Origin of the sequence: Prevotella sp. oral taxon 299 str. F0039 (assembly GCF_000163055.2) — a bacterium.
GTDB lineage: Bacteria > Bacteroidota > Bacteroidia > Bacteroidales > Bacteroidaceae > Prevotella.
This window is the reverse complement of the sequence record NC_022124.1, coordinates 66,435-79,832: the sequence shown is the minus strand read 5'-3', so window position 1 is coordinate 79,832 and position 13,398 is coordinate 66,435. Positions and strand designations below refer to the sequence as shown.

6 protein-coding genes are annotated in these 13,398 nt (G+C 42.4%); 2 read left to right on the top strand and 4 right to left on the bottom strand.

Annotated features, from left to right (window positions below; all coding sequences use genetic code 11):
* Nucleotides 1-151: 151 nt before the first annotated feature.
* From HMPREF0669_RS00265 to HMPREF0669_RS00255, 3 genes are all read right to left on the bottom strand, one after another.
* Nucleotides 152-4,327, bottom strand: a complete 4,176-nt coding sequence (locus tag HMPREF0669_RS00265; RefSeq protein WP_009229009.1) for a cobaltochelatase subunit CobN — start codon at nucleotides 4,325-4,327, stop codon at nucleotides 152-154.
* A 15-nt stretch (nucleotides 4,328-4,342) separates the two neighbouring features.
* Entirely contained in the window at nucleotides 4,343-6,580 is a 2,238-nt protein-coding gene (locus HMPREF0669_RS00260) for a TonB-dependent receptor (protein WP_009229010.1), read from the bottom strand.
* Between the two features lie 223 nt (nucleotides 6,581-6,803).
* Nucleotides 6,804-7,517, bottom strand: coding sequence for an HmuY family protein (locus tag HMPREF0669_RS00255; protein WP_020967867.1), 714 nt, complete (start codon nucleotides 7,515-7,517; stop codon nucleotides 6,804-6,806).
* A 450-nt stretch (nucleotides 7,518-7,967) separates the two neighbouring features.
* Between HMPREF0669_RS00255 and HMPREF0669_RS00250 the strand changes: the two genes are divergently transcribed.
* Both HMPREF0669_RS00250 and HMPREF0669_RS00245 read left to right on the top strand, forming a co-directional pair.
* Complete coding sequence (locus HMPREF0669_RS00250) at nucleotides 7,968-9,167, top strand: T9SS type A sorting domain-containing protein (protein WP_156860538.1); 1,200 nt, start codon at nucleotides 7,968-7,970, stop codon at nucleotides 9,165-9,167.
* Between the two features lie 208 nt (nucleotides 9,168-9,375).
* Nucleotides 9,376-12,417 (top strand): C10 family peptidase, encoded by a 3,042-nt coding sequence (locus tag HMPREF0669_RS00245; protein ID WP_232236448.1) that lies wholly within the window; start codon nucleotides 9,376-9,378, stop codon nucleotides 12,415-12,417.
* A 563-nt stretch (nucleotides 12,418-12,980) separates the two neighbouring features.
* Here the strand turns inward: HMPREF0669_RS00245 and HMPREF0669_RS00240 are convergent.
* Nucleotides 12,981-13,199, bottom strand: a complete 219-nt coding sequence (locus HMPREF0669_RS00240) for a transposase (RefSeq protein ID WP_369808430.1) — start codon at nucleotides 13,197-13,199, stop codon at nucleotides 12,981-12,983.
* Between the last annotated feature and the right edge of the window lie 199 nt (nucleotides 13,200-13,398).

Below are 13,398 nucleotides of genomic sequence, written 5' to 3'. Positions count from 1 at the left end.
TATCAATTTCATTGTGTTAAATTATTTATTTTTGCTGATTCTGAAAATTATCTATGATGGATTTAGAACATGTTTTTTAAGTCAATATGTATTCTCATATAATTTAATCAACTCATAAGATGGTATTTTCAGAAACAGCCTTCCCTTATTTTTATCGCATTTTACGATTGTGGCGCACAATGAGTGCAACAGCAATTATGGCAATAAGTACAACAATGATAATAACTGTACCATTTACGGAGTCAGAGGTAGTATTCTGATTGTCAGACAGAGTTTCCTTCTTCATGATCATACCCTGTTTGCCATCAGTTGCCTTCTCTCTAATCTGATTAATGTTTCGGAGATATTGTTGCTGTTGAACGGCATTGTCCGCTCCCTCCTTTGCGATAAACTGACGAAGTTTATTATTGTTACACACAAATCCTGAACATGAGGGGTTAAAGCGGTTCACTAAGTCCATGTGCCGCAAAGCCAAGGTCTTTATTTGTTCGTGCGTAGGTTTCCACATTCCTTTGCGTACGCCTTCCAGCATCACGGCTGTTATCTCTTCTATAGCTGCAGGATTTTTTTGTTCAAAATACTTCTGTATTCCTACTTTATATTCGTCTTTTATGTAAACTTGATAAATTTTATTCCAAAACTGTTGGTCAATCACGTTGGTACGCATCACGTTCCAACCAAAAGTGTTTTGTATGGTTTTGGCAAACTCATCAGCACCCTCTTTTCCGCTCTTGATATGCTCTTTGATGTAAGCAGGATTGAAGATAGTTGTTCGGCTCTCTATACCCACCGCCTCTTTCAAATCTTGCATATGCATATTGTAATGATTACGCATATCACTAATGTAAGCATCCGGCTCTTTGCCTGTTACCTTGGTTACGGCTACGTTGAGCCCGCCCATAAACTCATAAACATGGTCTAAGCTTAATGCTCCCCATAGGTTACTTTGTCGCGGTTGAACTATGACATCTGTACGAGTAAGAGCAGCTTCGAAGGCATATTGTTTAAAATCCTCCCACTCTTTGTCATCACCATAGAAAGCTCCCATATTATTAAGATAGGTATCCGCTATCTCTGAACGGTTTTCCCATTGGTCGCTACTCATTACCATCGACTGTATGTTGGTGCCATAACTGCCATTTACTCCGCCAAACACCCGTCGTGCAGCCATGCTTCGTGCTTCTTTTGGTGAAACACCTTTCTCTGTCAGCACTCGCTCGGTCTCCTTTACTCCCTCGCTTACCATGTTTTCATACTTATCATCATGAGCAGCGGCGGCCATTTCGACAGCCCTGTTGATTAAGAATAAACGTGATGCGGCTAAGTCTCGCAACTGTCCAGAGGTCTGTACAACTACATCTATGCGTGGACGTCCTAACTCTTTTGACGGAATAAGCTTGATGTCTGATATGCGTCCAAAGAAGTCACGAACGGGTTCTACCCCCAAAAGGTATAAAATCTGTGCAATAGATGCGCCTTGTGTTTCAATAAATTCACTACTCCAAAGCGTAAAGCTCACTTTTCTTGGAATGCTGTCATGGTGATGTTGCCGATACAGGGCAATGGTGTTTTCTGCCAGTTGTTTACCTTGTTCCCATGCAGCTTCGCTGGGAGTTGTTTCGGCATTAATGCTATACATGTTACGCCCTGTTGGCAATGTGTTGGGATTCGTCACAGGATCGCCCCCTGGTGAAGGCGATGTGTAGCCACCATTCATTGCATTAAGAATGCTTTTCAATTCCATTGCGGGGCTTTGTATCAGCAATTTGCGGTATTTCGCCACGTTCATAATTGTTCGTTCGGCTTCTATGACAGCAAATGCTAAATCCTTTTCATGAGATGAGAACGAAGGCTTTTGCATTCTCATGCCACCCATTCCCTTTGGCATATTTCCTTTCATGGAATTCATGTTCTTTTTCATACCTTTAGCCATCGGTGACTTTTTACTCATGCCTTGCATCATAGCCATCATACTAGATGGCGCATTAAGTGCCTCGCAAAGATGATGTGCTTTTTGCAATTCGGCAGGAGCGATACCTAATACTTGGCACACCATTTTTGGATTGCCAAGAGAAGGGTTTGCAAGAAGTTTATCAACTAACTTCTGAGCGGGGTAAAGATAATGTTGTACGAACAAAGCGCGTTGTTTCATCATGACATCAGATGCCCTCCCCTTTTGCTTGTCTACAGCAAATTGCGCATATGCAATAGGATCGGCACACATAGCCATAACCGTAGAGTGCAAGCCTTGGGTATCATAAGGTACTCCCAACGTGTACAAATGCCCACCAATCTTTTCGGTTGCCAATTCTTCAATAAAGTTGTCTATCTGTTGCATCTGCTGTTCATTGTACGGGTGCTTAAGGTTCGCATCTAATTGCAAGTCGCGGTGAATGCCCATTTTCACAACCATCGCCTTCACTTGCAAGGCTGTTTCCGTTATACCAGGAAGTTTTTTAGCCACTTTAGTATGATACACATCCATTTTATCCAATAATGCCTTGTACATGGCGCATACGTCATTTTTCATATAAGGCTGTGTAAGATAGGTTTGCAAGCAAGCATACGAACGACGTTTGGCAATAACCCCCTCGCCAACATTGCCTACTGTGTATATATATATATGAGGAATTGAACCCACTAATCTATCGGACCAGTCCTCATTGCTCAAAGCAATTTGCTTTTTGGGCGTAAACTCCATGCTGCCATGTGTACCAAAATGCACCAACACATCAGCCTTAAAGGCATGTTGCATCCACAAATAAGACGCAATGAAAGCATGAGAGGGAGCCGCATCTGTTCCGTGTGCAATCTTGAAGGAATTACCCTCCGTGCTAACAGCAAGTTGAGGCATGAGAACAATATTGCCCAATTGTATTCGTGGTATAGCCAATTCACCTTTGTCTGTCGCTAAATAATTACCGGGAAATTCTCCATTCTTCATTACTACTTCCTTATATTTCTCACCAACAATAGACGCCTTTACCCATTTATCATATTCCTCTTTATTTACCAGTGCAGGATGCCCTGCATGAATGAAATGAGCGATGGTGCCTTTGGCATATGTACCCAAAACCGCTCCTTGTTGTTGAATGAGTTTTTCAAGTCCCTCTGCAGATGACGGAAGACCTTGCACGTTATACCCCTGTTGCTTCATGGTGGTGAGCAAATTGAACAATGAAGAGCAGACATCCATACCACTTGCTGTTAAGGCATTTTGCCCAGGCCCCTTGTAATAATAAATGGCAACACGTTTTTTGCTGTTTGGTATATCTTTCAAGCGAATATAATGGTTTACCGTTTTCACAAAAGTGTTCAATCTGTCGGGTATCGCATCTACATAATCAAGACCGTCTTTTCCCTTATAATGGGCGAAAAGAGCAAACGGAAGGATAGCTCCATCTATCTCTGGCATAGTTACGCTTTGCGATAAAAATCCCCCCGTCATTCCCTGTTTGTCATTACGCCAATCCCTCTCAGGCTGGTTTACGTTGAGCGGAGCGAACAAAGGAATGTTCTTTTGCTGCAAGAAAGCTACCAAATTATCACCAACTCGTCCATGTGCCATATTGATAACTGCACGCAGAGGAATGCTGTCAGCATGTCCCTCTTCTATAAATTTTCGAATGTCGTTAACAGGATAAACATTATTTCCTGTTTGTTCCAATCGTGCAATCAACGAGGCAGGTTCGCCCATCGGACCCATGACCACTATTGCTGGTGCGCCTTCGTTCCACCACCCCTGTTTTTTTAAGTAAGCATTGTATTCTTTTACAGAGTTAAACTGCAAATCATCGGCAGCCTTATCCTCTGTTTTCGGACGATGATGCAACAGCCCTAGTATATGTTCTACCACATGTTGTGGCGTTGGAGCCTTAAAGAATTTAGCGTCAATATATTTACGTACATACAAAGCGAGATTACGATAGTTTTGTCGTCCTCCGTTTCCCAGGTACAGCCGCAAGGTGTCAGCACTTACCTTGTCAATGGTCGTAAAATCGTTTTCGGGAGTTGTTATCATCGTACTTAGTATCGGAACCCCCTTTTGGGCAGCCATCGTGATGAACTTGCGTTGTTCATCAGTAAGTTTCAACCCCATGGCTTGCACAAACACCATGTCGTACTTGTTGAGCTCGTCAAGATTTTCTGCACTTAAATTTTCTATCTTAATCATTCCATTCTCGTTGGCACGACTAATTTGAGCAAGTTCAATGGCTTGATAATTTACAAATGCAATACGGGTACGTGAGAACCAATGACTCCATCCCCATGTTGACAAAATAATGACTATTATTGTAATAGCGGCAATGATAATTTTCTTTTTCATCATGTTCTAATATGATTATAGCTTGAGCATATCTGCAATATTAATAGAAATCGTAGCAACATAAGTACGACCATTTTGTGGATATTGTAATCCTGAGTCAACAGCTTTGTCCTTATAGTTCAGCAAATTGTCAACCATGACACCGATTGTAATGCCATAGGGTAATTGCGAGCGCAAGTTGAGCGAACAGATAGTGCGTGCTTCAAAATCTTCTCGCATGAAGCTCTCAACGCTTTTACCTGTCTGCTCATCTTTATTACTTTTGTAAGTGTAGGTAGAGAGAGCCGACACCCAGTTGGTGTAGAGTGACAACGTTTCTGTCGTCTTTCCCCATTTCTTTGAATATACGGCACTTAACTTGGCGCTATGTGGACGCAGCCATGACAGGTTATATCCATTTTTCTTATTATAATCGGTAATATAGGTGTATGCTCCCGCAAGTTGCAGCCCCCAGACAAACTTGTAACTGGCCGTCGCCTCCACCCCAAACGTCCTAACGCTGTCGGCGTTTTCCCATCTCATGTCCATGTTTTTTTCAGGATGAACATACGCATAAGTTATCTTGTTGAGATAATTATTATAGTAAGAAGACAGGGAAAGGTTTAACCCATTCTTATCATATTCGACAGATGCGGACAATTGGCTTCCCACTTCAGGTTTCAAATTAGGATTGCCATACATTTGTATAAGTCCACCCATGGTCCATTCTTGATACAACTCTTTTAAGTTTGGCGCACGATACCCCTGTGAATAGCCTGCGCGGGCAGTAACAAACGCCCAAGGGCGATACATGACTGATAGTTTGGGTGTAAAGTGCATCTTATATCTTGTAACCTTGTCGGCACGCACGCCCGCCACGATGTTCAGTTGCCGCCACGGTTTCCAATCTTCCTGCAAACAGCAAGAAAATTGACTTGTGTGCATTTGTGCGGTGTCTGGCAGGAAATAATGTTTCAAGTCTTCGCAAACATAGTCAACACCTGCGCTTATGGTGTGTTTTCCTAACGTACCCGAATAATACAGTCTTCCCGTTGTGTTGATGTTGCGATACACATGTTCTTTCAGGTCTACCTTGTCAAACACATTGGTCTTCTGATAGTCGTCACGTATCACGGTCAGCTCTATGTTCTGATTGCTAGATGGTATGTATGACAGTTTTCCGCTCAATGTCAAATCCGTGTAAACCTGATGCAGTTTTTTGTATTCATTGCTCGGACGCCTGTTGTTATAGTACGAACCCTGAAAATCTGCACGTAGCTGGTCGTTGAACACATATGACAATTTTTGAGAGACATCCAATATGCTGTATCCGTGAATGGTAGACTGGTAAGTAGGCAGCGTATCACGTTTAACCACCCCGTTAGACAAACGTGTCTCACGCACCTTACCTATACTGTCGGCAATGGTATACGACTCACGCTTGCGATACCCGAACGAGGTGAGTGTTGAAAAGTTCTTACGGTTGACACCTGCCGAAACCGAGTACATCTCGCCGTTTCGCCCTGCATATCGGGTGGAAACGCGAGCGGTAACGGGACGGAAACCTTTGCGTGTAATGATGTTGATAACACCTCCAATGGCTCTGCTGTCGTATAAGGTGGCAGCAGCGCCGCGCACTATCTCTATCCGATCAATGTCGTTTACGTTAAACCTGCCGTAATCTATGTTGTTGGCACCACCCTCTCCACTGATTCTCTCACCGTCGAGCAAAAAGAGTACCGCCTTTCCGCCCAGACCCTGGTAAGTGATTTCGGTAGCTTGTGACATGTCATTGTACGAGAATTGCAATCCCGGTAATGCCGTTTGCAGCAGTGTGGTAAGGTCTATAGCGTTTATCGTTTCTATTTCGCGCCGCGAGATAACTCGTGTCAGCACAGGCATGTCTTTTAACGGGCGGTCACTACGGGTGCCGGTTACAACCACTTCGTTCAGGTTGGTGCGCGAGGAGAACAGCGTAATGCTGGCGTTTTGACCGGGGCGTGCGATGACATGTTTGGGCTGAAAGCCTACATACGAAGCAGTAATGTCATAATTACGATTTTCGTTAACCGTGATTTCAAACATGCCTTTGCTATTGGTTCCTTGCTTAATGGTAGTGCCAGAAACCACAATGAGTGCTCCTGGCAGCGGACTGTTGCATTCATCGGTTACCGTTCCACGAATGGTATAGCGAGAGGATACAGCGTCGGCTTTGGCAGAGGTCGTGACAAATTGGAGTATTGCGAATAAGCAGAGCAAGAATATTTTGTTCATGAAAACAATGAAAAAAATAGATGAGTGTTACCTACCTTTGATGGTTTGTTTGTTTCTCACCTTATTTATTATATAGTGAGCGATATTGCGGTGAAAGAAGTATAGGTGACAACGCCTTTCCGAGGATGGACATTCGGTTTGATAGGTTGCTGCCTTGATAAAGCAAAAAAGCCACCTCTCATGCCCTTATCAGCAGAATGAAAGGTGGTTATCTTCCAAGAGTTTACTTTTTTCTAACAAACTTGTAGTCGAATGACACTTGTTTCTTCTTTCCTGTTGCATCAGTAATGTCTGTGAACTTGATGGCTGCAAAACTTCCATCCTTGAATTTTACAATAAAGATGCGCTCTTTGTTTGCCATTTCATATTGCCCCATCGTCACACGGCGCATATACTTGTGCAGATTAGGATTAGAAAATCCCTTACTGTATCCCATTGTCGGAGGCATCTGCATCATACCTTCCATATCTACCAAAATCCATACAGGCTTGTCTGGTGTCCATGTTCCACCCTTGGGGAGTTCAGTGATTTGGTCAAGAGAGGTGGTATCCTTACCTGCAATCATCACCTCACCGCCATTGGTCATGGGGTCATACAAGTGGAAAGCAATGTGCCACTTCTTTGGTTCGTTATTTGCCCGCTCGGGTATCGTTTTGGTAATCTGTTGCATTTCGCCCGTTTGCCGGTTCATCATGCCATACACCCATTCACGATAATCTGTATTGGTTTCTTTCTTGCCACTTTCCAAATCAATGTAAACCCACTTGTCGTAGTTGGTCATTTGTTCTTCTTGCAACAAAATATCGGCATGCTTGCGAATCGCATTTTGTTCTTCTGTCTCTTTCTTTGGGGATAAATCCTCCGATTTATCACACGATGTCCATGTAAAGACCATGGCTGTAAGGCCCAAAAACAGGGCGGTAGTCGTTTTTTTCATTTTAACAATTGTTTAATTATGAGTGTTATAAATTTCGTTGCAAAGATACGAAGATAAAAAAAAATGTAAAATACCTATTTTTATGTATTTCGCTCACTTGTAGATAAGCTGACAAAAATGATTTTTTAGAGAAGTAACTAGTTGTAGGTAGAAGAAAAATGAAGAGCCTTTAAATAAGGTGACAACATAAAGGACATAGATTAATTATTATATAAGTTTCATGTTAAACAAGCTAACTACCTGATAAACAAATCAATACCTTAACAGACTTACATTTATACCTACAAATAGGTATGCCTGAGTAACGTCACAATTAGTAAGTATTGCTCATTATATTGATAAGACGTACTTTTGTAACATAAAAGTCGCCATAACTCAAATATGCGTACCGTTTTTGGTTTGCATACTATCATAGAGATTTATTTAAAATTTTACAAAATGACAATTAACATGAGAAAATTTTTACTACCTGCTCTTTTGGCAGTATTGTGTTTAGGCGTTAACGCCCAAAGTAAGAAAGCACCCAATTATTACAGAGCTATTCCAAAAGTTCACACGCATCGTCTTGCGCAATGGAGTACGTTCGGAGGTTCAGAAGTTTTTAAATATAAATATGATGACTATGGCTTTCTGACAGAAGTAAAATCTACCGAAGATGATAAACCAACAGAAATCATCAAGTTCGCTTATGATTCGAATGGCTATTTGAAAGAAGAAACACGCTATACCATCAAGCCAGATGGCGGAGAGCGAAAAGACCGACGTGATATTTACGATCGTGACGACAATGGATTTATCAAGACCTATCACAGATACACGTTAAAACCAGATAAAGAGGGGAACCTTATATTGATGGAAGACGTACGTTCTACATACGAGTACGATGCACAGATGCGCGTGATCAAAACCAATGACATGCAGTTTGACGAGAAAAATCTGAAACTGGAAGATTTCGTAGATCGCCATACCACCATCACTTATGATGACAAGGGACGTGAGCAGACCTTTAGTTTTATGATGAGCAACGGCAACAATGTATGGAAAGAAGTGTTTGAATACGATAAAAACATTGACGACCGCATGGTAGGTTTGAAATATATTCCAGGTGAAGAAGCGACGGATCACACAACCATGGAGCTAAAGTATGAGTACGATGCCAATGGAGACATCAAGAACACAGGAACAGCAGATTTCCCTTACACATTCAGCTATGGCGATGATCAGTACGATGCCGCACATACGTTCATTCCTTTGACACAATCAGAAGGAGACCGCCTTTACTTAGGTCCGCGCAACTGTTTGTACTTCAACCATCTTCCGCTCAACAAGGCTTTTAAGCATGTTCCCATGAGCGAATCTACGGATGATACCGAATGTAGTTATGAAGAAAACACGGCAGTAGAGGGGAAAACGGATGGCATTGCAGAAATTACCCATGACCAAGCGAACATAAGCTTTAGCAATGGCTGCTTAATCATAGAGGGAGCAACAAACAATGGCACGGAGCAAGTTTACGTGTACAGCGTAACAGGACAATTGGTGGCAACCCATGCGGTAAGAGGCAACAAGACTATCTTCCTAAACACGCTACCTGCTGGCGAATATATAGCCAAAATAGGAAGCAAAGTTGTTAAATTTTCAAAATCTTAACACATTGCAATAGTATAAGGCAGGGGAGCTTACGGCAATGAAGCTGTACCCCCTTACCGTACTTTATTTCCATACTTACGCAAGCAACGATAGTGTGCCTGCAAAAAAGAAATCAACAATGAAGAAAACTCTATTATTCGTTTTAATCGCCATTTCCACCTTGGCCAATGCCAATCCCATCGGAAAGCAAGAGGCCATGAAGCTGGCCATGCGATTTTTGAATCAAAAACAATCAACGACAAGCACTCGTGCAACATCTCAGCGCAACCAGTTGAAAATGGTCATGCAGTGTCCCAACTCTTATTATGTTTTCAACAATGGAAACGGGCAAGGCTTTGTCATCACGTCGGCAGACGATCGGACCGACGCTGTCTTGGGATATGCCTATACGGGAAAGTTTGACGTAAACAACATTCCCGTGCAATTGAAAGACTTGCTCAGTTTGTATGAACACGAGATAAAAACAGCTGTCCGTCTGCGGTTAAAAAACCTAAAAACCACTTCCGAAACCCGTGCGGGACTAAGCGTGAAACGCTCCATTCGTCCGCTCATCGAAACACGTTGGAATCAAGGAACACCCTATAATGACGCCTGCCCGATGGGAGCTTTTGAACGAACGGTAACAGGATGCGTCGCAACAGCCATGGCACAAGTGATGTTTTATCATAAATGCCCGCAAGGAGAAACCCTCGACACAATACCCGGCTACAAGAGCCCGAAGATAGGAAAGGTTTTGGACACGCTGCCCAAAACGACATTCGACTGGAAAAACATGCTGCGAACGTATGACGAGCATGCCAATCAGGAGCAGAAAAACGCCGTGGCGAAATTGATGAAATATTGCGGTGTCTCCACGGAAATGGACTATGCCACAGGCAAGCAAGGGGGCTCGGGAACGATAGCCGTTGAGTTGCCATACGCACTGACACACTATTTTGGATACAGCAAAACGGCACGCTATGCCGACCGTAGTGGATATACCTCAAAGACATGGAACAACATGATTTACGAGGAATTGAAAGAAGGTCGCCCCGTTCTGTATGGTGGTGTAACGCCAACCGGAGGTGGACACGAATTCGTTTGCGACGGATATGAGTCGGGCGATTACTTTCACATCAACTGGGGATGGGGCGGCTTGTCTGATGGTTATTTCCGCTTGTCTGTTCTCAATCCAGACCAACAAGGAATAGGATCGTTTGAGGGCGGATATTCATTGAGCCAGTGTGCCATTTTAGGCGTTAAGCCGAATGAAGGTGAAGAGCAGTTGGACGCCATGACGGTAATAGACCTACACTTGCGCGGCCTTAGCCAGATGTCGAGAAAAAGAATTGAGCAAGGTTTTGAAAACCTCAGTATGTCTTACGAGGTGTTCAATTACATGCTGTTGCCCTTTGAAGGTAAAATGGGCGTGGGCTTATATAAAGACGGCAAGTTGATTAAGGTAGTGCACGAGAGCGATTTTATCTCGTACGAGCCAATCACCCCTAAAAGGACTTTCTATAAGGCAATCTTGAAAAACTTTGGCGCAGGACTGAAAGGTGACTATCAGTTGTTGCCCATGTGCAAAGACAAAAAGGCAAACACCTGGCAACTTTGCCCTGGCTCAGAGAAATCTGTATGTAACTTACATATTACAGAAACCCAGCTGAATGCTTCCATCATCAATCCTCAAACCATAGAATTGAAATTGGTTTCCATTGACATGCCAAAAGTCATCAAGACGGGCAGAACTTATACGGCTATGGCAAAAATAAAGAATGTTGGTCCCGACTTTACAGGCTCGTTAAGTTTTGTTTTCGGCAACAAACGCTCGGTATTAGGCTTATCCATAGCACCTGGCGCTACGATAGAAGTACCTTTCAGCTTTCAACCCGAAGTAGCGAAGCCTAAAACACAATATCGCATTAACGTTTGGGACAGCATGCAAGCTCGTGACATCGATTTCGTAGGCAAAGGAGAGGTGGACGTCGCTGAAGGAAAGAACATACCAGACGCCAAATTAGCAGCATCGGTATTCTGCACAAACGGTAGTAGTAAAAAGGCGGATGAACTGTATGGCACCCACATGGAAGGACGGTTTGAAGTTAAAAATACGGCGACAGATGATTACGACCGCGATTTGCTCATCGCAATAGTTGGAGAGAAACAAGACGTACAGATGAAACAGATAAATGCCATCATTCCCGCAGGAAAGACTATCACACTACCATTTGCTTTCGACAACTTGATTCCTGGAACAAGATATATCGTAACATTACTGGGATACGAAGGTATCTATCAACAAGGTAAGGCTATATGCAATGGAGCCATTACATGTAAAGCTGCCGTGATGAAGTACCTGTCAGATGGAACGTCAATGGCTCTTGAGCCAGAAGGGAGTATCGACTTGACGGATGCCATAGCGGTAGACATGCACGACTTGAATGTGAAGCAAGATACAAAGTTGAAGCCAAGCAACAATCCCAACTGTCTATATTATCTACACGAAGCAAGCACCGTACCCGTGACTTTGCAAGGAAAAAATGTTATCTTGGGCGATGAAGCACCGAAGATAACCTTACAAACCAACCAGCCCATAAAGATGTTGCGCAATTTCACCGCAAGAGAAATTACATTCCAGCGTCCTTTGGTTACCAATGGTAAGGATGCAGGAAGCGCATGGACTACCGTCTCCTTACCTTTTGTTCCCGATGCCATCAAGATAAACAACCAACCAGCCGAGTCGCATGTTTATAATTTCATTCATGAGCAGGAGAACAAACTTTATTTTAACACGACTCAGCATATAGAAGCTTTTTGCCCTTATCTTCTGGAAATAAGACACATTCATGACACAACAGCAGACATGATTCTGACCATCCATGGCAAGGATGTAGAAGTCAATCAGCAAGTCAAGAGTGTTCTCGGCTCTGACAATTATAACTTTGTTGGAACGATTGAACAACATCATCCAGTCTCGGCTTATCTCTATAATGCAGAAACAAATTGCTTTGAGCTGTCTCAAGCACCAACCGTTGAGTGTTTCTCTGCTTTTGTGGAGCCTAATCATATCAATAACGAAAACGCCGTGAAGTCGCTGGCTGTTATATTGGATGACGTAGAGTTGGGCATCACTACCCATACAACGACAAATGCTCACCAGTATGTCATCTATAACCTTCAAGGGGTTAAAGTTGGAGAGGGTAAAGATGACATCGATCGTTTGCCTAAAGGCGTGTATATTGTCAATGGAAAGAAGGTGATTAAATGATATAGGTAACTCTATGTAATACATAAGGGTTCCCCCTTCATCATCAAAACCTATCATCCCATTTCTTTAGAATGGGATAGTGATATGCAAACGCTCTGTTAATTTTAATCTATTGTATTAAAATTAGCAGAGCATTTTAAGATTACTACAAGAAGAAAAAAGAAGATTAAGAGTAAGCACTCAACATTAGCCGCCTTTGTTTGATATTCCTTCTCTACTAGCATTTAAAATGATATGGTTACAACCAAAAACGTCAACAAAACAGCGTATGCAAAATTTGGGGTACGCTACATGGTAGGATAATTGATACTGAATTTTCTTTACAAAGTGCCTCTCATAACTCGCATGTAAACAACCAACGACAAAGTTGGTCGCAAATATGCGAGACATGAGCTAGGTTTATAACATACTGTTAATAAGGAAGTTATGCAAAAGTCGTTTCTTTTCGTTCGCATTTTTGCCCTTTCTTAGCGACTGAAGCATTGAGATAATCCTGCAATTTGCATGTTTTAAGGCTGTTGAAGCATGTGAATAACACCTCTAATAACGTGAGTTTGACGAATTTAGAACAGAGCAATTTGTGTATCAAAGTTCCTTTGTACATTGATGCACGGCTTCTTTGGAAACAGGAAATAAGCAACAATTGCTCTTAACAAGTTGACGATAAAATTGTCAAAGCATCTATGTCTGGAGTGCTCCACTTGTGCAATGTTCTTCAGTTTATCATTCACCGTTTCTATAATAACTATCTTTCTGAGTAGGATCCTATCATGTACACTCATTATAGCTCCTTCCATGTTACTTTTCAGTCCCGCAATAAGTTGTATTCCATCAACAAAAAGTCTTTAAAAGAGGTTTCTACTAATGTAGCCCTTGACGCCGACCAGCTTCCATGTATGAAATCTATATTACCTTATCAGAAAGTTTGGGATATGTTTTGACGTCAATAATTCAAAAAAAAGGGAAAAGCACTTACTATAC

Excerpts from the sequence above, each read along its gene's own strand:
- HMPREF0669_RS00250 (WP_156860538.1), top strand. The coding sequence starts at position 7,968 with ATGAGAAAATTTTTACTACCTGCTCTTTTGGCAGTATTGTGTTTAGGC.
- HMPREF0669_RS00245 (WP_232236448.1), top strand. The coding sequence starts at position 9,376 with ATGCGATTTTTGAATCAAAAACAATCAACGACAAGCACTCGTGCAACA.
- HMPREF0669_RS00260 (WP_009229010.1), bottom strand. The coding sequence starts at position 6,580 with ATGAACAAAATATTCTTGCTCTGCTTATTCGCAATACTCCAATTTGTC.
- HMPREF0669_RS00240 (WP_369808430.1), bottom strand. The coding sequence starts at position 13,199 with ATGAGTGTACATGATAGGATCCTACTCAGAAAGATAGTTATTATAGAA.
- HMPREF0669_RS00255 (WP_020967867.1), bottom strand. The coding sequence starts at position 7,517 with ATGAAAAAAACGACTACCGCCCTGTTTTTGGGCCTTACAGCCATGGTC.
- HMPREF0669_RS00265 (WP_009229009.1), bottom strand. The coding sequence starts at position 4,327 with ATGAAAAAGAAAATTATCATTGCCGCTATTACAATAATAGTCATTATT.